General features: G+C 66.2%; 14 protein-coding genes. 9 read left to right on the top strand and 5 right to left on the bottom strand.

Going from position 1 to position 23,396, the window contains the following annotated elements; translation table 11 throughout:
- The first annotated feature begins 668 nt into the window (after positions 1–668).
- The gene (locus ACQY76_RS15045; protein ID WP_428029544.1) at positions 669–1,976 is read left to right on the top strand and encodes a hypothetical protein; all 1,308 of its coding nucleotides are present in this window, start codon (positions 669–671) and stop codon (positions 1,974–1,976) included.
- A gap of 17 nt (positions 1,977–1,993) precedes the next feature.
- Here the strand turns inward: ACQY76_RS15045 and ACQY76_RS15050 are convergent, their stop codons facing one another.
- The 3 genes from ACQY76_RS15050 to ACQY76_RS15060 all read right to left on the bottom strand — a co-directional run bounded on the left by ACQY76_RS15050 (position 1,994) and on the right by ACQY76_RS15060 (position 6,021).
- Positions 1,994–3,352, bottom strand: coding sequence for a DUF6538 domain-containing protein (locus ACQY76_RS15050; RefSeq protein WP_428029545.1), 1,359 nt, complete (start codon positions 3,350–3,352; stop codon positions 1,994–1,996).
- A 442-nt stretch (positions 3,353–3,794) separates the two neighbouring features.
- The gene (locus ACQY76_RS15055) at positions 3,795–5,219 is read right to left on the bottom strand and encodes an autotransporter domain-containing protein (protein ID WP_428029546.1); all 1,425 of its coding nucleotides are present in this window, start codon (positions 5,217–5,219) and stop codon (positions 3,795–3,797) included.
- A 295-nt stretch (positions 5,220–5,514) separates the two neighbouring features.
- Positions 5,515–6,021 carry a recombinase family protein gene (locus tag ACQY76_RS15060; protein ID WP_428029547.1) on the bottom strand — a complete coding sequence of 169 codons (507 nt, stop codon included), beginning with the start codon at positions 6,019–6,021 and terminating at the stop codon, positions 5,515–5,517.
- 561 nt (positions 6,022–6,582) lie between these two features.
- On the opposite strand from ACQY76_RS15060, the gene ACQY76_RS15065 reads away from it, so the two are divergent.
- The 4 genes from ACQY76_RS15065 to ACQY76_RS15080 all read left to right on the top strand — a co-directional run bounded on the left by ACQY76_RS15065 (position 6,583) and on the right by ACQY76_RS15080 (position 15,203).
- Complete coding sequence (locus ACQY76_RS15065) at positions 6,583–11,967, top strand: autotransporter outer membrane beta-barrel domain-containing protein (RefSeq protein WP_428029548.1); 5,385 nt, start codon at positions 6,583–6,585, stop codon at positions 11,965–11,967.
- 371 nt (positions 11,968–12,338) lie between these two features.
- The gene (locus ACQY76_RS15070; RefSeq protein WP_428029549.1) at positions 12,339–12,902 is read left to right on the top strand and encodes an invasion associated locus B family protein; all 564 of its coding nucleotides are present in this window, start codon (positions 12,339–12,341) and stop codon (positions 12,900–12,902) included.
- A 424-nt stretch (positions 12,903–13,326) separates the two neighbouring features.
- A complete protein-coding gene (locus ACQY76_RS15075; RefSeq protein WP_428029550.1) occupies positions 13,327–14,490 on the top strand; it encodes a Ppx/GppA phosphatase family protein in 1,164 nt (387 codons plus the stop codon).
- Positions 14,487–15,203 (top strand): RlmE family RNA methyltransferase, encoded by a 717-nt coding sequence (locus tag ACQY76_RS15080; protein ID WP_428029551.1) that lies wholly within the window; start codon positions 14,487–14,489, stop codon positions 15,201–15,203. The genes ACQY76_RS15075 and ACQY76_RS15080 overlap by 4 nt, the downstream gene beginning before the upstream one ends.
- Here the strand turns inward: ACQY76_RS15080 and ACQY76_RS15085 are convergent.
- The gene (locus ACQY76_RS15085) at positions 15,200–16,633 is read right to left on the bottom strand and encodes an MFS transporter (protein WP_428029552.1); all 1,434 of its coding nucleotides are present in this window, start codon (positions 16,631–16,633) and stop codon (positions 15,200–15,202) included. The two genes, ACQY76_RS15080 and ACQY76_RS15085, sit on opposite strands and share 4 nt — an antisense overlap.
- Positions 16,634–16,955: 322 nt before the next feature.
- Between ACQY76_RS15085 and guaB the strand changes: the two genes are divergently transcribed.
- The 4 genes from guaB (at position 16,956) to guaA (ending at position 21,892) form a co-directional block, all read left to right on the top strand.
- The gene (gene guaB / locus ACQY76_RS15090) at positions 16,956–18,446 is read left to right on the top strand and encodes an IMP dehydrogenase (protein ID WP_428029553.1); all 1,491 of its coding nucleotides are present in this window, start codon (positions 16,956–16,958) and stop codon (positions 18,444–18,446) included.
- 48 nt (positions 18,447–18,494) lie between these two features.
- Positions 18,495–18,926, top strand: coding sequence for an MAPEG family protein (locus ACQY76_RS15095; protein ID WP_428029554.1), 432 nt, complete (start codon positions 18,495–18,497; stop codon positions 18,924–18,926).
- A gap of 22 nt (positions 18,927–18,948) precedes the next feature.
- Positions 18,949–20,250, top strand: a complete 1,302-nt coding sequence (locus tag ACQY76_RS15100) for an RsmB/NOP family class I SAM-dependent RNA methyltransferase (RefSeq protein WP_428029555.1) — start codon at positions 18,949–18,951, stop codon at positions 20,248–20,250.
- Positions 20,251–20,311: 61 nt separating this feature from the next.
- Positions 20,312–21,892, top strand: coding sequence for a glutamine-hydrolyzing GMP synthase (guaA, locus tag ACQY76_RS15105; RefSeq protein WP_428029556.1), 1,581 nt, complete (start codon positions 20,312–20,314; stop codon positions 21,890–21,892).
- A gap of 276 nt (positions 21,893–22,168) precedes the next feature.
- Here the strand turns inward: guaA and ACQY76_RS15110 are convergent, their stop codons facing one another.
- Positions 22,169–23,317 carry an NAD-dependent epimerase/dehydratase family protein gene (locus ACQY76_RS15110; RefSeq protein ID WP_428029557.1) on the bottom strand — a complete coding sequence of 383 codons (1,149 nt, stop codon included), beginning with the start codon at positions 23,315–23,317 and terminating at the stop codon, positions 22,169–22,171.
- Between the last annotated feature and the right edge of the window lie 79 nt (positions 23,318–23,396).

The following is a 23,396-nucleotide window of genomic DNA, read 5'->3' on the forward strand; positions in this document are numbered from 1 at the left end:
GCTAAGCCCCCACTATAGGAAGAGTTGCGGCTGCCGGGCGCCTCCCTCAAAGGTCAGGCCCGGTCAGTCGAGGCCGCCAATGCAGCGTCAATCTCTCGGTACGCCTCCGGCCTCATTGCGCGCTCTTTTTCTATGAACGCAGAATGGCGCTTAGCAAATGCGGGAACCTCGCCAAGCGTTTGCGGGTACGGTTCGCCAACCGGCCAAAATAGAAAGCCATGCCGGACTAGAGCCTCGACCTTTCGCCACTGTTTCTCATCAGCCCGTTTAGGGGGCTTGAACTTTCGAGTAAGGCCAATGCTTGGCCCTCCGCATTCGGGGCAGGGAAGCACAGCCTCCGTCCGACTGGCGCGTTTGAAGCTCTTCCGGCATCTAAAGCAAGCATACGGGTGTAGATAGCTGGATGAAGATGGGCCACCTTTCTGGGCCGGGGGCGATGATGAAGCGTCAATCATCCGAGCAGAATAAATGCTCCACGCGGGCCTGCCAATCGGGCAGTTGTTACCTAGTCCACAAGGTCTCAAGTCACAGCGTCGCGACATCCCCACAAGCCTCCTGTGGATATCTCGGTGTGGGCGTGTGTGGGGGTGTCTATCCCCTTTGCGCGCCCCTTCACGACCCCCGAAACGCCCCTTGAACGCGGACTCCCGGTGCCGCAAAGAGTCCCCATGAGCAAGCATTCCCAACCCCCGGAGCGGCACCGCTGGTTTGACGACTGGCGCGGCGCGAGAGGCCCGGCCCTCCGCAAGCTGGTCGCGGACATCACGGCTGAGGTGGAGGCGCTGGAGCGGGAGAAGGGTGCCCGTAAACGCGCCCGTAAGACGGTCGATCAGAGCCGCTTTGAGATGGCTGTGGAAGTGGTCGTGAGCAACCTCGCGCATGAGGTGCTGGTGCCGAGTGAGTCGGGACGGCTCGCCATCCTCACGGGCAACGGGCCGAAGGGCGCCACCCGGTACGACAACAAGGCGCTTGGGAAACCCCTCCGGGACTTGCTGGTGCGCATCACCGAGCTGGACCTGATCGATTGGCACAAGCCGGCGTCATTGCGCGAGGGGTGGGCCGTGTCGCCCGCCGCGACCTTCCGCAAGCGGGTGGAGAGCGCCGGCATCTGGACGGAAGATTTTGGCCGCGTGCCGGGGGAGGAGACTATCATCCTGACGCGCAAGGAGCGCCTTGGATTGGGCTCCGGCGTCGTCGCGCGGCAGTTGGTGGATTACATCGACACCCCCGAGACGGTCGCCATGCGTCGGACTATGGAGGGGCTGAATTCCTTTCTCTCATCCGCAGACATCGCCTTCGTGGACGACGGAGCCGGCCCCGTTGATGCGCACGACCGCACGATGCGCAGACACTTCATCACCGCTCTGGCTGAGGGCCAGGGATTTGACCGGGGAGGGCGTCTGTTCGGCGGGTTCTGGCAAAATCTCCCATCGGCTCGGCGCAACGGCATCCGCATCAGCGGTGAGCAGGCGGTGGAACTCGACTATGGGCAGATGGCCGTGAGGCTGGCCTACGCGCACGTAGGAGCCACCCCTCCCGAGGGCGACATGTACGCAGTGCCGGGGCTGGTCGGCCACCGCGCGGCGGTGAAGACGGCGTTCAATGTCCTTCTGAACGACAGCCACAGGCGGAACTCGTGGCCCGCGTCGCTGCTCGAAGGCGAGGGCGGCGGCGATTTGAGCAAATCACTCCCCACGGGCTGGACGGTGAAGAGGGTAAAGGCCGCCATCCTCTCGCTGCACCCGTCTCTCGCGCCGTGTTTCGGCTCCGGCATCGGGCTCAAGCTCATGCACACGGAGAGCGAGGTGCTCGTGGCGGTGCTGGCTGAGATGCAGGCGAGGGGGGTTGTGGGTCTCGGCATTCATGATGGCCTCCTCGCTCCGGCATCGAAAGCGGACGAGGTAGCGCGGATCATGGTGGAGGCAGGGCTGATGAGTGCCGGCACCACCATCCCGGTCACGGCCTCGGCTCCATAGGTAACAACCTTCCCTCCCTATACTGGACCCGTAAGGACGGCCTCACTCTCGGCAGGGGCATCACCCTCCGGCCGCTTCGGCTGCTCCCTCGGGAACTGCACGGACGCCACGCAGGCCCGCAACTGGTCCACGCTAGGGCCGCCAGAATAGGTCCCCAGCGTCATTCCCTGCCGCACGTGTCCGACCACGCTGGAGATGATGTGCGGGGGCTGCCCGGCCATCTCAGCCTTCGTGATGAACCAGCGACGGAAGGAGTGGAAGTCGATATTACTCTGTCTCGCTCCGGGCGCCTTCTCGTCCACCTTAAGGGTCGTCCGCAGGCGGCCGAAGTGCTTCGTGATGGCCTGTCCGGGTTCGATAGAGCTGCCCTCTTTGACGGCCGGAAGCTCGCTGAAGAGGCGGTCTTCGGGTGATTTTCCGTCCGTCCGCGCGGCCACGAGGGGGGCCACAAGGGGGTGGATGGGGACGGCACGGTTTCCGGCCTTGGTCTTCGCGTCCAGCACGTGGAAGAGACCTTCGCGCACGTCCTTCACCCGCAGCTTGGCAATCTCGGACACGCGCATTCCTGACAGCGCCGCGATGCGGATGGCGTCACCCAGCATTGTCGCCGGCTCGGTGCCCTTGATGAGGGTCGTTATCTCATTGTCGGTGAAGGGGCGCTTGGTGGTCGCCACCACCTCTAGGTCTCGGTCGTTCACCCCCTGTCCGCGCCAAGGATTGTCCCCCTCCACATAGCCTCGCTTCTCCAGCCATCGCCAGAAGGAGGACAGGCAGGACACATCCTTGTTGATCGTCTTCGGGTGAATGCCCTTCTGAATGAAGTGCTCCGTGACGTACTGCCCTGCCTTGCGCCGGGTCACGTCCTCAATCGCTGAGCAGAAGGCCGCGAACTTGGTGATGGCGCGCCGGTAGTCGTGTTTCTGCCGGGGCTTCATGCTGATGCGTTCATCAAGCCATGGATCGACCAACGGCAGGAAAGGCGTGGCGGCGCCCGTCGCGACAGAAGCGAACTCGACAGCGGCCGCCTCTCCCTCGCTCGCCTCAATCGCCTCCGCGCGCTGGTAAATGAGTTCCCGCAGGAGGCCCTCACGTTCCTCCTCGGGCACGCCCCCGAGCACCTCAGCGGTCTTCCAGCGGAGAGCCTCCTGTAAGCGGCTATCCCGAGCCTTCACACTTCTGCCCCTCGCTTCCTCGAAGGTCTGCCTGATTTCAGCGATGACCGCGTGTTTCAGCCGGGCGGCTTCAGACAGACTCTCCGTGCCCAAGGACACCACAATATGAGGCTTGCCGATGGTCGCTCGGATGTCCTTGGGCACCGCGATGCGGACGCGCCATTGCCGCCGATGCTGCTCAAGGTGCGTTCGGTCATAGCGCATGGGGGGCTCCGATTGGGCGGCTGGGGAAGAAAAATACACCCGGCGAATACACCCATCGGCTACACCAATGCAATGATTTCCTTACAGAATATGGGTTTGAGAGGTAGAATCGGAGTGTCCAGGTCCCCCAGCCAACCCAACCCGAGTAAAATCACATAGTTGCCTGATTACTCGGAGGGGCGCGGTGTCGCCCCGTGTCGCGTGGAAGCGCATTCCAAGCTCTGCGCGAATCTCGTTGGCGCTGAGATCGGTGCCTTTTTTAAGAGAGCCGGGTTCTCGCGGCAGTCCGCCAACCGCCTGCCTTCATCACGCAAATGGTCACGGTACTTCAGGGGCGGGTCGCCATACCGGTCGAGGACAAGGGCGCCGCCGCCGCCCCGAAAAGATCGGGCGGGTTCCGGCTGGAAATCCCCGCTTCACGAGCCGCTGACGGCCGTCCACATCACCACTGGTAGCGAACTCCGGTCTTGGCAGATCCGTTATTATAGTCCCCGTTGAAGAGATAGCTGCCATTCAGGAAGCCACTCCAACCATTCTCTTTGCCGAAGACGTTCAGGCTGGCGACGATTTCGCCGAAGCCACCGTCAAAATTGTCATAGGCCACAAAATTGGTGTCCGGGCCGAGAATCCAGGCCTGATTGTCGCCTTCGAACTCGTACCAGAAACGTCCGGCTAACGACGCCTCGATCCAGTAGACCGCCGCGTCACGCACCCTCCCGCCGATGCGCGCACCGAGGGCGGCGCGAAGACTTTCGCCGTCCTCGAACCGCACCGCCGTGCCCGGGATGTCATCCAGATCGTCGATCCGGGTGTTGACGTAGGACAGAGTCGCGACAGGCTCGAACCAGGCGGTCTCCGACACGGCGAACCGATAGCCGGTGTCGATGACGACGCCGATATTGGTCACGTCGGTGCTCTCGCCGACATAGCCGATGCCGGCCAGGGCGGGAGCGCCATAGTCAAGGCTCAGGAAGTCGGCCTTGAGAAGGCCATCCACGAAGAACCCTTCATTCAGGTAGGTCACATAAGCGCCGACCGTGCCGCCGGTGTAATCGGCCGTCGTGCCGCTGCTGTCGAAGCTCATCTTCGAATGGATGTAGCCACCGAGCACGCCGAAGACCCAGGTGGCTTCGGCCGTGGTCTTGCCGAAATCGGCGCCGGCGATGAAGCCGTAGGTGTCCTGGTCGTAGCCGGTGTCGTAATTGTAAATCCCGGTGAGGCCCACATAGCTTTGCTTCGCGTCGCGCGACGCCCAGCTGCCGAGTGCCTTGCCCCATACGCTGGGCGTGACGCCGGAAGCGGCCGGCCGCAGCGCCCCGGGGACAAGGGCCGTCTCCCGGGCGCCGGGGGTGCTTGCGGGGGCGGTCATGGCAGGGTTCAGGAGATAGCTGCGCAGATCGACCTGTCGATCGAGCCACAGCCCGGTGGTGGTGTGCCAGATGCTCTGGGCGCCGGTGACGAGGCTCGGAAGCTGGTACGCCATAGCGGTCGGTACGACTTCCAGCATCCAGTCATCATCCGGGCCTAGGAACAGATTGTAGATGAAGAATCCCCGGTTTATCGGGGGCACCGCAAGTTCCAGGTCACCGAATTGCGTGGGTCCACCGGTGACGTCGACGACCTTGATGCCCGCTGGGGGCGTGTACGTGATCGCCGGATCCGCCATCGCTGCCCCCGGCTCGAACGCGCCTCCCAGCATCAGCAGCGCGCTGAGCGCCGCGCCGAGACAAAGCCCGTGTCCCGTGAGGCGCCCTGGCGGCAAGGGCGACGATGCGGGTGCGGCCACAAACCTGTTTCCGGCTTTCAGCCCACTCGTGGTGATGTGACGCGAAACAACGCCGCCGCGCGTGCGGATGTGCTTCTTCATTATCGCTTCCCCGCATCGCCGCCGGCACGCTTCCCTCCCGCAACCGCAAGGCGCGGGCGCAACCCGTCTGCACGATAGATTGAGCCAAGTTTCGAAGCAATTCATCAAAACGGCTCGCGGGTTGCTCGCGATCTGCCGGGCGCGAGCACCAACCGTCTTCCGCTTCCAGGCGAGCGGGCACCCGGCGCCTGCGGGGTAGCGCGCCCGGGGCGCTCGTCTGCGTCCACGATGCTGGCGGATGAAGCGGCTGTTCGGGCAACTGCCGCCACCGCCGCTTCGTGCTGATGCGCCCCTGTCAGGGGGCGGCATCGTCCGGATGCGGAGGCTTCGTCGAGCGCCGCGGGAAGATGCGATAGACCGTGGCCGGTGAGACGCCGAGCGCACGGGCGACTTCCGGGACCGCGCTGCCATTCGCCAGCAGCCGGCGAGCTTTCGCGATGTCTTTGGCGGAAAGCGACTGAGGGCGCCCCCGCCGCCGCGGCGGCTCCGACCCGTTGGTCGATGGCGGGCCGGTATCGGTCATCTGCGCCAGGGCGCGGCAGGCGAAGGCCAGCGCCTCGCCGGACGGGATCATCATGTCCATCGGCATCCGGCCGATGCGGATGGTCACACCTCTCTCGCTGAGCGAGGCGATCAGCCGGACCACCGCCTCGACTTCTGCGCCCAGATGGCCGAGCGACAACACCGCCATCTCGTCACCGGCGCGCACGAAATCCAGCGCCGCGCGCAGGCCGGGCCGGTCCGCGCGGCGATCATCGTCGATATCGGTGAAGACCTGTTCGCAGCCGAGATTCTGAAGCACGGAGGCATCCGGTGACGAAAGTCGCGGAGCCTCCGGTGGTGGCGCGCCTGCCGCCACCGGATGTGCTGTGTCAGTTCCCTTTCCGCCGGCCAATCCGCCATCGGATTCCACTAAGCAATAGCCAATGAGCATTTTTCCCCGCAGGCCGAGCGTTCCCCGCAAAAAGAACGTCTGGTCGGAGCCGCTCCGACCAGCCTCTGGCCCTCCCTCGATGAGTAACAAAAATAGCACACTCGGCGAGAACCGCCATGGTGACGTTGGGTAATTTCTCGTCGGTATTATTTTGATGAAATTTCTGAGAAATGGGATCGGGCGAAATTACGATTAATAAAGCCTTGAATTTCCACGTATCTAGCATTTCCAAGGCGTGCAGGTCATTCTTGCAGAATTATTTGAAGACATTTTTGCAACTGGAATGAGGCGCTGAGGTGGCCTTGCGACCGACGATGAGGTCGGACTAGTTTGCCGTCGACTCGGATAACCGGTCATGCGGGTACCGGAAGATTCGAAAAAAGAGCGGCCCAGGTCGCTCGATAATTTTAGGGATTTGGGGGCATTTCGATGTCGAAGAAGATTGTCGTCGCGCGTCGTTGGACGGGCAGTTTCCGGCGCGTCTCGCGCAAGGCAAGTCCTCTTACCTCGGTAGCTTTGGACCATCGCAAGGGCGCATTGTTCGGCTCGGCATCGGGTCTCGCCGTTGCGGCGATGCTCGTCGCCGGCGTGGTGATGGCGCCGCAGCGCGCCGACGCGGCGCCGGCGGGCTGCACCGAGACCCCGAGCACGGGCAGCTGGTTCTGCGACAATGGCGGCGGCGGCGAGCAGGGCGGTAATATCGACGGTAACGGCGATGCCAACACCATCGACATCATCGGCGGTTCGTACACGCTCGGCTCCTATCCCAGCACCAATGTGAACGGCGGCGGCGGCGCGGACACCATCACCATCCGTCCGGTCCCGGGTCCGGGTGAATCGTCGATTGCCATTGACGGTTCCGTTTCGGGCGACGGCGGCGACGATGTGATCACGATCGGTGGCGGCTCGTTCGCGGACTCGAGCTGGACCGGCTGGGTCAACGTCAACGGCGATGTCGACGGCGGCGACGGCGACGACACCATCAACATCACGGCCTCGGACCAGCTCCTGACCGGCATCAACAAGGTCGGCGGCAGCGGCGGCAACGTCCTCGGCGGCCGCGGCGACGACGACATCAACATCTTCAACTCGTCGACCCAGGACATCACCATCGAAGGTTCGGTGATGGGCGAGTCGGGCGATGACGATATCCGCGTGTTCGCGACCGACGGTGCCGACATCTTCATCGGCGGCGACGTGGACGGCGGTCGCGGCGAAGACACCATCGTGCTGGGCGCGTTCGGCTTCCGCAGCGACGTGGTGGCCGACGACGTCGAGGGCGGTTCGGGTGACGACTTCATCGCGGTGGTCAGCGGCTTCGGCGGCGAGACTCGCGTGGACGACATCAACGGCGACAGCGGCGACGACACCATCCTCGTCGGCAATCTGTTCGGCGGCTACACCCGCGCCGACGACATTGACGGCGGTTCGGGCGACGACGTCATCGGCGTGGTCAGCCTCGTCGGCGGCATGACCCGCGTCGACGACATCGACGGCGGCCGCGGCAACGACATCATCGTGCTGGCGGCGGTCGGTCCCGGCGCCGATGTGCGCGCCGACGATATCGACGGCGGTTCGGGCAACGACTTCATCGGCGTGTTCAGCGCGCTCGGCGGCGAAACCCGCGTGGACGACATTGACGGCGGCCGGGGCAACGACCTCATCCTCGTCGGCAGTGCGTTCGGCGGCGAGACCCGTGCCGACGACATCGACGGCGGCGACGGCAATGACTTCATCGGCGTGTTCAGCCTCTTCGGCGGCGAGACGCGCGTCGACGACATCGAGGGCGGCGACGGCAACGACCTGATCGTGCTGGGCGCGGCGTTCGGCGGCGACGTGCGCGCGGACGACGTGAGCGGCAATGACGGCAACGACCTGATCGTGCTGGGCGCGGCCTTCGGCGGCGACGTTCGTGCCGACGACATCAGCGGCAATGACGGCGACGACGCCATCGTGCTGGCGGCGACCGGGCGCTGGAGCGACGTCAGCGTCGACGACATCTCGGGCGGCGACGGTGACGACTTCATCGGCCTGTTCGCCACCGACCGCGCCGAAGTCCGCTTTGACGACATTTCGGGCGACGGCGGCTGGTTCTCGAGCGGCGACGACATCATCGTCCTTGCGGCCACCGACCGCGGCGAAATCACCGGCAACAACATTGACGGCGATCGCGGCGACGACTTCATCGGCCTCTTCGCCTCCGATGGCGGCGACATCCGCGTCGAGGACATTGACGGCGGCTGGGGCGACGACGCCATCATCCTGGCGGCGACCGACCGGCGCAGCGACATCCGCGCCGAGGACATTGACGGCGGCCGTGGCGACGATTTCATCGGCCTGCTGGCGACCGAAGGCGCGGAAATCCGCGTCGACGACATCGACGGCGGCTCCGGCGATGACGTCATCGGCCTGCTGGCGACCCGCGGCGGAGAGATTCGCGCCGACGATATCGATGGCGGTTCGGGTGACGACAAGATCGGCCTGATCGCGACCCGCGGCGGCGATATCCGCGTCGATGACATCTCCGGCGGCGATGGCGACGACTCCATCTTCCTGTCGGCCTCGAAGGGCGGCGACATCCGCTTCGACGACATCTCCGGCGACGGCGGCTGGTTCTCGAGCGGTGACGACAGGATCGTGCTCTCCGCGACGGAAGGCGGCGACATCTCCGGCAACGACATTGACGGCGATCGCGGCGACGACTTCATCGGGCTGTTCGCCTCCGAAGGCGGCGACATCCGGGTCGAGGATATCGACGGCGGCTGGGGCGACGACACCATCATCCTGTCGGCCACCGACCGGCGCAGCGACATCCGCGCCGATGACATCTCGGGCGGCTTCGGCGACGACTTCATCGGCGTCTTCGCCAGCCGCGGCGCCGAAGTGCGCGTCGAGGACATCAATGGCGGTTTCGGCGATGACGAAATCACGCTCCGGGCAACCCGCGGCGGCGAGATCCGTGCCGAGGACATCTCCGGCAGCTTCGGTGAAGACGAGATCAACCTGAGCGCCAGCCGTGGCGGCGAGATCCGCGTCGACGACATCTCCGGTGGCGATGGCGACGACGAGATCACGCTCCGCGCGAGCCGTGGCGGCGAGATCCGCTTCGACGACATCTCCGGCGACGGCAGCTGGTTCTCGAGCGGCGACGACCGGATCGTGCTCTCGGCGACGGAAGGCGGTGACATCTCCGGCAACGACATCGACGGTGATCGCGGCGACGACTTCATCGGCCTGTTCGCCTCCGAAGGCGGCGACATCCGGGTCGAGGACATCGACGGCGGCTGGGGCGATGACGTCATCGTGCTGGCGGCGACCGACCGGCGCAGCGATATCCGCGCCGACGACATCGATGGCGGCTGGGGCAACGATTTCATCGGGCTGCTGGCGTCCGAAGGCGCGGAAATCCGCGTCGACGACATTGATGGCGGCGCGGGCAACGACCTCATCGGCCTGCTGGCGACCAAGGGCGGCGACATCCGCGCCGACGACATCGACGGCGGCTGGGGCGATGACATCATCGGCCTGATCGCGACCAAGGGCGGCGACATTCGTGCCGACGACATCGACGGCGGCTCGGGCGATGATTTCATCGGCCTGTTCGCCACCAAGGGCGGCGACATCCGGGTCGACGACATCGATGGCGGGCGTGGCGATGATACCATCGTGCTGGCGGCGCTCGACCGCCGCAGCGACATCAGCGCCGACGACGTCGACGGCGGCTCGGGCGATGACCGCATCGTCCTCTATGCCGATGGCGGCGAGATCGCGATCGACGACATCGACGGCGGCCGTGGCGACGACACCATCGTCGTTGCCGCGACCGACACGGAGGGGACCTGGATTTCCCTCGACAATATTCGCGGCGGAAGCGGCGATGACCTGGTCGTGCTGTCGGGCCTCGACAACATGAACTCGAATTTCTACATCGACGGTGAGATCGATGGCGGTCGTGGGTTCGACACGCTGGTCGTGACGAATGAGAGCACGCTGATCCTCGACGATGTGGAGCACTTCCAGCAGCTGGTCGTCCGAGACAATTCCTATCTGGACCTCACGCAGCGCTGGGTGAACTTCAACGGCAACAGCGGAAAGGATGGCCTGGTAGTCGTCGACTCCGACTCCTACCTGCGCCTGTCGAACACCAAGGCCGATCTCGACACCGGCACCTTTGTCCTCGCGGGCTGGCAAGAGGGGGCGGAAGGCTACCGCTCGATCTACACCGGCGCCGATGCGGGCTGGCTGGACAATACCGGCGCCGTGCTCGACGTGGCGGGCGACTCGGAGACGGGCGCGCACGACACCCGGATCGAGCTCTATGACACCGAAGGCAGCGAGCCGGACGAGGATCTGCCCGACGCCACCTTCATCAACCAGGGCACCATCGCGCTGCATAATGGCATCGACGACGTCGTCGGTGACCGCCTCACCATCAACGGCAACTACATTGGCGGCGGCAACCTGCTGCTCGATACCTATCTCGGCGGCTCCAACAGCCCGACCGACGTGCTGGTCATCAACGGCAATGTGGCGGAAGACGCGACCACGACCATCTACATCAACAACACCAATGGCGGGCAGGGTTCGCTCACGGGCTTCGGCAAGGGCGACGGCATCAAGGTGGTGGATGTCGGCGAATACGACGCCTCTCCCGACGACGCCTTCCAGCTGGCCCGCAACAAGGTCAGCGGCCAGCGCGAAGTGATGGCGGGCGCTTATTCCTACCGTCTGTTCCAGGATCCGGAGAACGAGATCACCCTCCTGGAGTCCGAGGATACCGGTGCGGGCGACTGGTACCTGCGTTCGGGCTACACGGCCCAGGCGACGGGCTATGCGACGGCGCCCTCGGCCATGCAGCGCCACTTCTATGCCGGCCTCGACACGCTGCATAAGCGGCTGGGCGAAATTCGCCAGCAGGACCAGCTTGAGGGCCGCAACGCCGATCTCGCGCCGTCTGCCGTGAACAAGGCCCCGGCCTATCAGCCGGTTCCTGCGCCCAAGTTCCAGATGTGGGGCCGCGGCGGTGGTTCGGACCTCAGCTACGACGTCAGCGGCGGGTGGGATTTCTCGCAGCAGACCTGGGGCCTGCAGGCCGGCGCGGACTATACCTTCGACTGGAATGACTGGCGGATCAGCGCCGGCGGCTTCGGCGGCTATGGCTGGTCGGATGTCGACGTCGACGGTAACTGGTCGTCCTGGTACGGCAATTCCAGCCTGAAGATCGACGGCTGGGCGGCGGGCGTCTACGCCACCATCCGCCAGGTCGGCCTGGTTGCCGGTGCGGGCTTCTACACCGACATCGTCGGCAAGGTGGACGTGCTCGATCTGGACATCGCGTCCACCAGCAATGTCACGGCGAACACAGACGCGACCGTCTGGGGTGGTTCGATCGAGATGGGCTACGGCTTCGAGCTGTCCAATGGCTGGGTGATCCAGCCGCAGGCCCAGCTCACCTACGCCAATGCCAATCAGGACTCCTATTACGACTCGGTCGGCACCTACATCTCGCCGGGCGATGCGGAATCCCTGATCGGTCGCTTCGGCCTGCAGATCCAGTCGACCTTCGTCATGGCGACGGGCCAGACCATCACGCCGCACGCGATCTTCAACGTGAATTCCGAGTTCATGGGCGACAACAAGACCAATGTCGCGGGCACGGTGTTGACCAGCGACATCAACGGCACCTGGTACAATGCCGGGATCGGCTTCACGGCGGACCTCAATGGCTCCATCGCGCTGTTCGGTGCGGGCGAGTACAACTTCGGCGACGTCCAGGGTTGGGCTGGCCAGGGCGGCATCAAGTACCGCTGGTAGGCCCCGCCGGGGGACAGGTCAGGGCGGTAGCACCTGACACCTCATCGAGATGGGCCGGCCGCGAGGCCGGCCCATTGCTTTGCGAAGCCGCTGTTCGTTGCGGAGGCCACTCGTCCCGCACGTTCATTCATCGGTTAAGGCCGCTCATCGCCGACGCGCCTGTCGCACACGGAGCGTGGAGGTCGTCCGCCGCCCCTGCGTGACACACACAGGGCAGGCGTGATGCGGCTGAATATCTGGCCGGCGCCTCTCGCCATGCGCCTTGCCGAATGGCACAAACGGATCCACGATTCTCAACCCGCTGCTTCTTCGTCGGATGCGGATGGCCGCAATGGATCGAAGAGCGCCCGGGAACTTCGCCGGAGGACATCATGCATCATTTCGCCAAACGGGCGGCCGGCCTGCTGCTGGCGCCTTTCCTTTTCGCGGGCGCGCCGGCCGCGCTGGCGCAGCAGCAGCCCGCCCCGGCCGCCCAGGCGGCGCCCGCCGCCGCCAAGCCGCCGGTGCGCACCGAGACGACGGTGTTCGACAATTGGGTGGTGACATGCCGCTCCAGCATCGAGAAGGGCGCCAAGAAGACCTGCGTCGCCTCGATGAAAGTGACCGAGAGCAAGTCCAAGAAGACCGTCATGCTGTGGCAGATCGGCCAGGACAAGGCCGGGGTGCCGACCTATCTGGTGCGCACGCCGCTCGGGGTGCGCCTGAAGGACGGCGTGCAGATCATCATCGGCAAGGGCAAACCCCGCAAGCTCGACTATGCCTCCTGCGGCAAGGGCGGCTGCGAGGCCATCGGCCCGTTCGATGACGGGTTCGGCAAGGAACTCGCCACCGCCAAGGACGTGGTGGCGAGCTTCGTCCTGTCCAACGGCCAGACGGTCAATGTCACCCTGCCGATCGTGGGGATCGACAAGGCGCTGCCGGCGCTGAAGGGCTGATCCCGGCGTGGCCCGGCGGGCCTGGACGCCCGGCGCGCGCAGCGCGCTTGAAGGCGCGCCTCCGCCGCCGTGAGAGGGTTTCGAGGCCAGCCTGGCAGGGCGCGGACCGCGCCCTCGTCCTAAGGGAATCGTGGCTCCGGCCGTCAGCGGGAGCAGTGATCCGGCCAGCCCGATGCGGCCGGTCGGCATGGGGACTCCCGACCGGCGCATGGAAAAGGCGCAGCTGCCCCGCCTTGCGGGGTGCCTGCGAGGGCGGAAAGCGAGCTCGGCGGGGTCGTCGAGCCCCGCCTCCCACGCCGGGCTGCCATGAAGTCGATTGCGCCTGCGCTCGCGAATGTTACATTTCACGTGAGATGTTGAACAATGCGAGCCTGAGCTGCCCCGGCGGGTGGCCGGGACGACGGCTTCGGCCGGGGATATTAAAATGGTCGACGAGACCCATATGTGGGCCGGCGAGCGGGTAACCGACAAGTCGGCCCGCGACGAGCGGTCCCGTGCCCGCACGCGCCACCGCCCCGGCGGTGGAAACGGCTATGGCGGGGCGTCTTCGGGCGCTATGGGGCGCGACCCGGCGCCAAATGGCCGCCCGCGCAACAATGACCCGTGCTATGCGGCGCTCGACCTCGGCACCAATAATTGCCGTCTTCTGGTGGCGCGCCCGACGGTCGGCGGCTTCCGGGTGGTGGATGCGTTCTCGCGAATCGTGCGGCTCGGCGAAGGGCTGATCTGCTCCGGCCGTCTCAGCGAGGCGGCGATGGATCGTGCGGTCGATGCGCTTAAGGTCTGTGCCGCCAAGATCGAGGCGCGCAACATCGTCGACAAGCGGCTGATCGCGACCGAGGCCTGCCGTTCGGCGGTCAATGGTGCCGAGTTCATCGACCGCGTCGCCCGCGAGACCGGGCTCGAACTCGAAATCGTCGACCGCGAAACCGAGGCGCGGTTGGCGGCCTCCGGCTGCACGCCGCTGGTGGATTCCACGTCGGACGGCGCCGTGCTGTTCGATATTGGCGGCGGCTCGACCGAGGTCGTCTGGCTCGACCGGTTGGAGACGCGCGACGGCGGCCCGCCGGCGGCGGTGATTCGCGCCTGGGTGTCGGTGCCGCTCGGCGTCGTCACCGTGGCCGAGCGCCATGGCGGCGTAAAGGTCACGCGCGACGACTTCGAGGCCATGGTCGACGAATTCAGCCCGCATCTCGCCGGCTTCGTGAAGGCGGTGGGGCCGCATAATTGCGGGCGGCTGCATCTGCTCGGCACGTCGGGCACCGTCACCACCATCGCCGGGGTGCATCTCGACCTGCCGCGCTATGACCGTTCGCAGGTCGACGGCACCTGGCTGGGGGCCGAGCAGGTGCGGGTGGTCGTCGACCGCCTGATTGCCATGCCCTTCGCCGAGCGTGCGGCCAATCCGTGCATCGGGGTGGAGCGCGCCGATCTCGTGCTGGCCGGCTGCGCGATTCTTGAGGCGGTGCGCCGGGCGTTTCCCTGCGACCGGCTGCGCGTGGCCGACCGTGGCCTGCGCGAGGGCATATTGGTGGAATTGATGCGCGCAGACAGTGTCTGGCGGCATCGGAGCGGAGTGCCTACGTGATCGACAAGCCCACGCCCGGCAAGGGTGGAGAGGCGCGGCCGCTGAAGGTTCGGCTGAAGAAGGCCCGCTCGCTCAGTTCGTCCTCGCAGAAATGGCTGCAGCGCCAGCTCAACGATCCCTATGTCGCGCGCGCCAAGCGCGAGGGCTGGCGTTCGCGCGCGGCGTTCAAGCTGATCGAGATCGACGAGCGGCTGAACATCCTCAAGCCCGGCCTGCGGGTGGTCGACCTCGGCGCCGCGCCGGGCGGCTGGAGCCAGGTGGCGGCGAAGAAGGTGAAGGTGGAGGAAGGGCGCGGCAAGATCATTGCCATCGACCTTCTGGAGATAGACCCGATCAGCGGGGTCGACTTTGCCCAGATGGACTTCCTGACCGACGAGGCACCTGAGCAACTGAAGCAGATGCTCGGCGGCGAGGCCGATCTCGTCATGTCCGACATGGCGGCCAATACCACCGGACACCGCGCCACCGACCATCTGCGCATTGTCGGGCTGGTGGAACTCGCCATCGATTTCGCCCGCCAGGTGCTGGCGCCGGGCGGCGTGTTCATCGCCAAGGTGTTCCAGGGCGGCACGGAGAACTCGCTGCTGGCCGAGCTGAAGCGCGATTTCAGCACGGTGCGCCATATCAAGCCGCAGGCGAGCCGGGCCGATTCCTCCGAGCTCTATGTGGTGGCCACGGGCTTTCGCGGCCGCCAGGCAGAGCCGGTCGACTAGGCGGCGCTGCCCATCTCGCCGGGCGTCTCGGCCGGCACGGCCGGCTTCACCCGGTGGCGCGAGAGCTCGGCACCGGCATCGGCCGGCAGCCGCAGGAAGAAGAACACCGAGCACACCGCGATCATCGCCACGACGAGAAAGGCGACGCTGAAATCCTCCAGCGCGATGGTGCCGGTGCCCCCCCAGCCGCGCATGGCGTCCAGCACCAGCGCCGCGACTGCCACGCCGGTGGAAATAGCCACTTGCTGCGCCACGCTGGCGAAGCTCGTCGCCCGGCTCATCTGCTCGCTGGAGACATCGGCATAGGACAGCGCGTTGGTGCTGGTGAACTGCAGCGAGCGGAAGAAGCCGCCGAGCAGCAGCGCGCCGATCAGCAGCACGTAGGGCATGTCCGGCCGGAACAGCGCCGCGACGGCGATGAAGGCCGACGCGATGACGCAGTTCACCACCAGCACGCGGCGAAAGCCGAAGGCGCGGATGATGGGCGCGGCGGTGAACTTCATCGTCATGGCGCCGGCCGCCGAGGCGAAGGTGATCATACCGGACGCGAACGGGCTCATGCCGAAGCCGAGCTGCAGCATCAACGGCAGCAGGAAGGGCAGGGCGCCGATGCCGATGCGGAACAGCGAGGCGCCCACCACGCCGGCGAAGAAGGTGGGGATCTTCAGCAGCGCGAGATCGAGGATCGGCTTCACCGTGCGCCGCGCGTGGCGGACATAGAAGGTCATGGCCACGGCGCCGACGATGATGATGGCGAGCGCGATCAGCGGGCTTACCGCATGCTGCCCGAGCAGCGCGAAGCCGAAGACCAGCCCCGCCAGCCCGAGCCCGGACAGCACCATGCCGCGCATGTCGAAGGGCGGCACGTTCGGCTCGCGAATATCGGGAATGAAACGGCTGGCCAGCACCACGCCGAGCACGCCGATGGGGAGGTTGAGGAAGAAGATGTAGCGCCAGTCGAAATAGGTGGTGATGAAGCCGCCGAGCGGCGGCCCCAGCACCGGCCCCAGCAGCGCGGGAATGGTGAGCCAGGCGAGCGCCGAGACGAGGTCTTCCTTCGGCACGGTGCGCAGGATGACGAGGCGCCCCACCGGCACCATCATCGCCCCGCCCATGCCCTGCAGGATGCGGTAGGCGACAAAGTCCGGCAGCGCCTGGGCGAGGCCGCACAGCAGCGAGCCCGCGGTGAAGATGACGATGGCGGCGCGGAACACGGTGCGCGAGCCGAAGCGGTCGGCGAACCAGCCGCTGGCCGGAATGAACACGGCGAGGCTCAAGAGATAGGACGTCAGCGCCAGCTTGAGCGCGATCGGGTCCTCGTGCAGGTCGGCGGCGATGGCCGGCAGCGAGGTGGCGATCACGGTCGAATCGAGCTGCTCCATGAACAAGGCGCAGGCGACGATGAGCGGGACGAGACGTTCGGAGCGCACAGGCCCATCCGGGTCGGGGGTGGGGGACGAGGAAGCAGCGTCGTGGTGTTTTCCGGCTATAACGCCGGCAGGCGCTTCCGGCGATCACGTTCGCACGCACAAATCTGTCATCGCACGCGGGTTACGCAGGGGCCATGCCGTGCAGGTCGGCATTGCGTGCAGCACAGAGATAGACGCCTAGGAAAGCGTGCAAGGCCATGGTATGAGCCCTCGCCAACTCGAAGGGAGCGGGCAACCTCATTCAGGCCCGGCTCGCTTCGTTCATCCATCCATCGGGCGGGTCGAGCGCGTGCTCCCCCTTGCCCCTAATCGGGAGTTGGCGATGTCGGTCTATGACGGCCTCGCGCGGGAAGCGCTCACCTTCGACGACGTGCTGCTGAAGCCCGGCCTGTCCGATGTCATGCCGGGCGAAGTCGATATCCGCTCGCGGGTGACGCGCACCATCTCGCTGAACATCCCGATCATCTCCTCGGCCATGGACACCGTGACGGAATGGCGCCTCGCCATCGCCATGGCGCAGGCCGGCGGCCTCGGCGTCATTCACCGCAACCTCGATCCCGAGGTGCAGGCCGAGCATGTGCGCCTCGTCAAGAAATTCGAGAGCGGCATGGTGGTGAACCCGGTCACCATCCATCCCGACCAGCCGCTGGCCGATGCGCTGGCGCTGATGAAGAATCACGGCATTTCCGGCATTCCGGTGGTCGAGCGCGGCCCCAATGGGCGCGCCGGCAAGCTGGCCGGCATCCTCACCAATCGCGACGTGCGCTTTGCCACCAACCCGGCCCAGCCGATTTCCGAACTGATGACCAAGGAAAAGCTGATCACCGTCCGCGAGGGCGTCGATCAGGCCGAGGCCAAGCGGCTGCTGCACCAGTTCCGCATCGAGAAACTGCTGGTGGTGGATGAGGAGGGCCGCTGCGTCGGCCTCATCACCGTGAAGGACATGGAGAAGGCTGTCACCAACCCGAACGCCGCCAAGGACGAGCAGGGCCGCCTGCGCGTCGCCGCCGCGACCTCGGTGGGCGACGACGGTTTCCGCCGCGCCGAGCTGCTGATCGAGGCGGGCGTCGACCTGCTGGTGGTCGACACTGCGCACGGCCATTCGCGCAAGGTTCTCGACCAGGTCAGCCGCATCAAGACGCTGTCCAACAGCGTGCAGATCCTCGCCGGCAATGTTGCCACCGCCGAGGGCACGCAGGCGCTGATCGACGCCGGTGCGGACGCGATCAAGGTCGGCATCGGCCCGGGCTCGATCTGCACCACCCGCATCGTCGCCGGCGTCGGCGTGCCGCAGCTCACCGCCATTCTCGATGCCGTGGAAGCGGCGCGGAAGAGCGACGTGCCGGTCATCGCCGATGGCGGCATCAAGTTCTCCGGCGACCTTGCCAAGGCGCTGGCGGCGGGGGCCGATTGCGCCATGATCGGCTCGCTGCTGGCGGGCACGGATGAGAGCCCGGGCGAGGTCTACCTCTATCAGGGCCGCTCCTATAAGTCGTATCGCGGCATGGGCTCGGTGGGCGCCATGGCGCGCGGCTCGGCCGACCGCTACTTCCAGGCCGAGGTGAAGGACACGCTGAAGCTGGTGCCGGAAGGCATTGAGGGGCAGGTGGCGTATAAGGGCCCGGTCGGCGGCGTGCTGCACCAGCTCTCCGGCGGCCTGCGCGCCGCCATGGGCTATGTCGGCGGCGCCACCCTGCAGGATTTCCGCGAGAAGGCGCAGTTCGTGCGCATCTCCGGTGCCTCCCTGCGTGAAAGCCACGTTCACGACGTGACGATCACCCGCGAGAGCCCGAACTATCCGGGCGCCGTCTGAGACTGCCCGGCCAACCGCCCGCGCAGAGCCGATGAGGAGGGCTGACCCATGTACGTTACCGCTACGCTGCTTCCGGTCTTCGTGCAGGTCGCCCTCACTTTCGCCGTGCTGTTCCGACTCGGCTATGTGCGGCGGCACGCGCTGCGGCAGGGCGGCATCGTCCGCGACGACGCGATCATCGACGACCGCGCGTGGCCGGTGAGCGTGCGGCAGGCCGGCAACTGCTTCCGCAACCAGTTCGAACTGCCGGTGCTGTTCTACGTGCTGGTCATCCTGGCGCTGGTGACGCGTCAGGCGAGCTTCCTCTTCCTCGTTCTGGCGTGGCTGTTCGTGATCAGCCGCGTCGTCCACGCCCTCGTCCACGTCACCACCAACGATGTGCGCTGGCGCTTCCCGGCCTATGCCGTCGGCGCCATCGTGCTCCTGGTGATGTGGGTTCTCTTCGCGATGGCGATCCTGCTCGCGCCGGCGCTGCCGTGACGCATTTCATATCGGAGTTCAAATGACGCCGGCTGCCAGGCTCTCCGCCGCTATCGAGGTGATCGGCACCCTCCTTGCCGAACGCCGACCGGCCGCGGACGTGCTGAAAGAATGGGGCCGCAGCCACCGCTTCGCCGGTTCGGGCGACCGGTCCTCACTGGCCTCACTGGTCTATGACACCCTGCGCCGCCGCGCCTCCGCCGCCTGGGTGATGGGCGAGGAGACTCCGCGCGCTCTGCTGCTGGGCATGCTGAAGGTGGCGCGCGGACACGATGCCGAGGCCATCTCCGCATTGTGCGACGGCTCCCGTTTCGCCCCGGCGGCGCTCAGCGCCGATGAACAGGCGCGGCTTGCCGGCGGCTCTCTTGAAGACGCGCCCGCCCATGTGCGGGGGGACTATCCCGAGTGGCTGGACGCCTCGCTGGCCGCCGTCTTCGGCGAGGCCCGTGCGGAGGAGGGCGCCGCGCTGGCCGAGCGGGCGCCTCTGGACCTACGGGTCAACTCGCTGAAGGGCGATATCGAGAAGGCGCGCGAGCTGATTTCCCACCTCTCGCCCGAAGCCGGCGGCTGGTCGCCGCTCGCCCTGCGCATTGCGCTGGAGGCTGAGGGCAAGGCGCCCCCGCTCACCTCCGAGCCGGCCTATCTCAAGGGGCTGGTCGAAATCCAGGACGAGGGCTCGCAGATCGCCGCCATCCTCGCCGCCCCGCCACGCGGCGGGCAGGTGCTGGACCTGTGCGCCGGCGGCGGCGGCAAGACGCTGGAACTCGCCGCGCTGATGGATGGCGCCGGGCAGCTCTATGCCTATGACGACGATTTGCGCCGCCTCGCGCCTATCCATGAGCGGGTGCAGCGCGCGGGCGCCCACAATGTGCAGGTGCGCTCGCCGCGCGGCAAGACGGACGTGCTGGAAGACCTCGAAGACCGCATGGACCTCGTGCTGGTCGATGCTCCCTGCACCGGCACCGGCACCTGGCGCCGCAACCCCGACGCCAAATGGCGCATGCGCCCCGGCGCGCTCGCCGAGCGGGTGAAGGAGCAGGCCTCGATCCTCGACGCCGCCGCACGCTATGTGAAGCCGGGCGGGCGCCTTGCCTATGTCACCTGCTCGCTGCTCGACGAGGAGAATGTCGACCAGGTGCGCGCCTTCGTCGATCGCCACCCCGCCTTCCGCCTCGTACCGCCGGCCGAGATGGTGCTGGCGCTGGGCGAGCGCGGCATGACGCTGCGCGCCGCAGCGCTGGAGCGCCCGGAAGGGCTGCTGCTGACCCCGCGCCGCACCGGCACTGACGGCTTCTTCGTCAGCCTCATGGTGCGCGGCGACTGAGCCGGATATTGAACTGAACCAAGGCCGCAAAGCCGCCGAGAGCCACCAGACAGAGCCCGCCATGACCCAGATCGAACCGACCGCCTCCCCCGCCGAGCACGACACCATCCTCATCATCGACTTCGGCTCGCAGGTCACGCAGCTCATCGCCCGGCGCGTGCGCGAGGAGGGGGTCTATTCGGAGATCGTGCCGTTCCAGAGCGCGGCCGAGGCGGTGCGGCGGCTCAACCCGGTCGGCATCATCCTGTCCGGCGGCCCGGCCTCGGTGACGGACGAGGGCAGCCCGCGCGCGCCGCAGGAGGCGTTCGAGCTTGGCGTGCCGATCTTCGCCATCTGCTACGGCCAGCAGACCACCGCGCTGCAGCTCGGCGGCGAGGTGGAGGGCGGCCACGCCGCCGAATTCGGCCGCGCCGAGGTGACGGTGAACAAGCCGAGCGCGCTCTATGAGGGCGTGTGGGAGGTGGGTGAGCGCTACCCCGTCTGGATGAGCCATGGCGACCGCGTGACCCGCCTGCCGGACGGCTTCGAGGTGGTGGCCACCTCCGAGAATGCGCCCTGCGCGGTCGCGGTGAACGAAGAGCGTCGCATCTACACCACCATGTTCCACCCCGAAGTGGTGCACACCCCGCACGGCGCGGCGCTGATCCGCAATTTCGTGCGCAAGATCGCCGGGGCGCGCGGCGATTGGGGCATGAAGGCCTATCGCGAGGAATCCATCCGCCGCATCCGCGACCAGGTGGGCGATGGCCGGGTGATCTGCGGGCTCTCGGGCGGCGTCGATTCCTCGGTGGCGGCGGTGCTGATCCATGAAGCGATCGGCGACCAGCTGACCTGCGTGTTCGTCGACCACGGCCTGCTGCGCCTCGGCGAGGCGGAGAAGGTGGTGACGCTGTTCCGCGACGCCTACAACATCCCGCTGGTGCACGTGGACGCGGCCGAGATGTTCCTCGGCGCGCTGGAAGGCGTCACCGACCCCGAGGTGAAGCGCAAGACCATCGGCAAGCTGTTCATCGACGTGTTCGAGGCGGAGGCCAAGAAGGTCGGCGGCGCCGGATTTTTGGCGCAGGGCACGCTCTATCCCGACGTGATCGAGAGCGTGAGCTTCACCGGCGGCCCCTCGGTGACCATCAAGAGCCACCACAATGTCGGCGGCCTGCCCGAACGCATGAACATGAAGCTCGTCGAGCCGCTGCGCGAACTGTTCAAGGACGAGGTGCGCGTGCTGGGCCGCGAACTCGGCCTGCCGGAGGTCTTCGTCGGCCGCCACCCCTTCCCGGGGCCGGGCCTCGCCATTCGCTGCCCGGGCGAGATCACCCGCGAGAAGCTCGACATCCTGCGCCTCGCCGACGAGGTCTACCTCGAAGAGATCCGCCGTCACGGCCTCTATGACGACATCTGGCAGGCCTTCGCGGTGATCCTGCCGGTGAAGACCGTGGGCGTGATGGGCGACTACCGCACCTATGACTACGTGGTCGGCCTGCGCGCCGTGACCTCGGTGGACGGCATGACGGCGGACTTCTACCCCTTCGACATGGCCTTCCTCGGCCGCGTGGCCACCCGCATCGTCAACGAGGTAAAAGGCGTCAACCGCGTCGTCTACGACGTGACAAGCAAGCCGCCGGGCACGATCGAGTGGGAATGATTTTTGTCCCTCCGGCGGTATCCGAAGCTGCGCTGCGGGGCATTCTAACTCGTTGAAATAAAATAGCGTGCCGCCGCAGATCGTCCGGCTGATCCCGGACGGCGGCAGATGTCCGTCCAGCGGCGGGCTCTCGTCGACGTGCTCGATGACGTCTTACCGGTGCCCGCCGCCGATTTCGGCAAGGTCGACAAGGTCTCTATGCCGATGCGGGCTCGATCGTGCGGACGAGATGAGGGCGATCCGTCAGTCGCCCGGCCGCGAAGCGGTGGCGGGGTCTCAGTCGAAGCTGCCCGATGAATCGCTTTTCCAGCGATCGAGCGCCGAAGCGAGACGATGCGGCTGTGCCTGCCCGCGCGATTCCAGCCAGCCGGGCAGGACATCGGTGGAACGCACCAGCTTCATGACGCGATCGGGATGAATGCCGATGCCGGCTTTCGACATCGGCTTGAGCACTTGCGCGAGACCCAGCACCAGCTGGCGCGGGATGACATAGGTCCTTGCCTTGGGAAAGTGGTTGGACCGAAATATAGTGACGATATCTTCCAGCGTGTAGCGTTCGGGATAGCAGCCGTTGAAAAGAATGTATTTGTCATTCTGAAGTGTCGCGAACTCGATCGCCTGCAACAGGTCCCCGACATAGAAGCAGGATTTGATCGTATCCTTGCGGCCGGGATAGATGAAGACGCCCTTCTTGAGCAGATGCGCCAGCCGGGTGAAATTGCCGCCTTCCTTGTGGCCGAAGATCACCGCCGGGCGGCAGATAACCAGACGGCGCCTGTCATCCTCTTCCACCCACGCGCGATGAATTCCCTCCGCCAGCCATTTCGACCAGCCATAGGCCGAGGTCGGAGCCGGGGGCGTTGCTTCGGACTTTGGCTCTTCGCTCGGCCCATAAACCGAGATCGAACTCGTGAAGACGATGAACCCGGCCGCGCACCGGCGCGCGAACGCGGTTACTTCGGTGGCGCCGCGGATATTGGTCTCGTAATATTCATGGGTGGGATGGCCCGGCGTCGTGTGAACGGCGGCGAGATTGTAGATGCGGTCGATCGGCGCATCGACGCGCAACCTTGACAGGTCTCTCACATCGTGCAGGCGATAATCGACGCCGGGCACGCGCATTCGCGGTTCCCGTATATCGACGCTGATCAGCCGATGGGTGCCGTGCTCAGCAAGGCTCCGCAACAGGTGCGATCCGATGAAGCCGGCGCCGCCAAAAACGACCATTGCCTTGAGAGTCATGCCGAGTCGTTCTCTGTGATGGCGCGTCGCACTTGCTCTGCGAGAGCCAGCGCAGCCTAGCAGATTCGCCGAACCGAGCCCCCCGATTGTGCCGCTTTTCCGAGGTCCCTGCGTGCCCGCGCGGAGACGGCGCGTGACTGTCTTATAAGGATAGGGCTGCGCGGCTTTGACATCGCCGCGCAACCGGCATCAAAAGGACGTTGGCGTGTGGAACCGCTCGCGCGATGGCGCGTTCTGGAACGCTGGACGTACGTCCGCGAAC

This window comes from Ancylobacter sp. (assembly GCF_965279025.1).
Taxonomy (GTDB): Bacteria; Pseudomonadota; Alphaproteobacteria; order Rhizobiales; family Xanthobacteraceae; genus Ancylobacter.

Excerpts from the sequence above, each read along its gene's own strand:
- ACQY76_RS15045 (WP_428029544.1), top strand. The coding sequence starts at position 669 with ATGAGCAAGCATTCCCAACCCCCGGAGCGGCACCGCTGGTTTGACGAC.
- ACQY76_RS15050 (WP_428029545.1), bottom strand. The coding sequence starts at position 3,352 with ATGCGCTATGACCGAACGCACCTTGAGCAGCATCGGCGGCAATGGCGC.
- ACQY76_RS15055 (WP_428029546.1), bottom strand. The coding sequence starts at position 5,219 with ATGAAGAAGCACATCCGCACGCGCGGCGGCGTTGTTTCGCGTCACATC.
- ACQY76_RS15065 (WP_428029548.1), top strand. The coding sequence starts at position 6,583 with ATGTCGAAGAAGATTGTCGTCGCGCGTCGTTGGACGGGCAGTTTCCGG.
- ACQY76_RS15070 (WP_428029549.1), top strand. The coding sequence starts at position 12,339 with ATGCATCATTTCGCCAAACGGGCGGCCGGCCTGCTGCTGGCGCCTTTC.
- ACQY76_RS15075 (WP_428029550.1), top strand. The coding sequence starts at position 13,327 with ATGGTCGACGAGACCCATATGTGGGCCGGCGAGCGGGTAACCGACAAG.
- guaB (WP_428029553.1), top strand. The coding sequence starts at position 16,956 with ATGTCGGTCTATGACGGCCTCGCGCGGGAAGCGCTCACCTTCGACGAC.
- ACQY76_RS15095 (WP_428029554.1), top strand. The coding sequence starts at position 18,495 with ATGTACGTTACCGCTACGCTGCTTCCGGTCTTCGTGCAGGTCGCCCTC.
- ACQY76_RS15100 (WP_428029555.1), top strand. The coding sequence starts at position 18,949 with ATGACGCCGGCTGCCAGGCTCTCCGCCGCTATCGAGGTGATCGGCACC.
- guaA (WP_428029556.1), top strand. The coding sequence starts at position 20,312 with ATGACCCAGATCGAACCGACCGCCTCCCCCGCCGAGCACGACACCATC.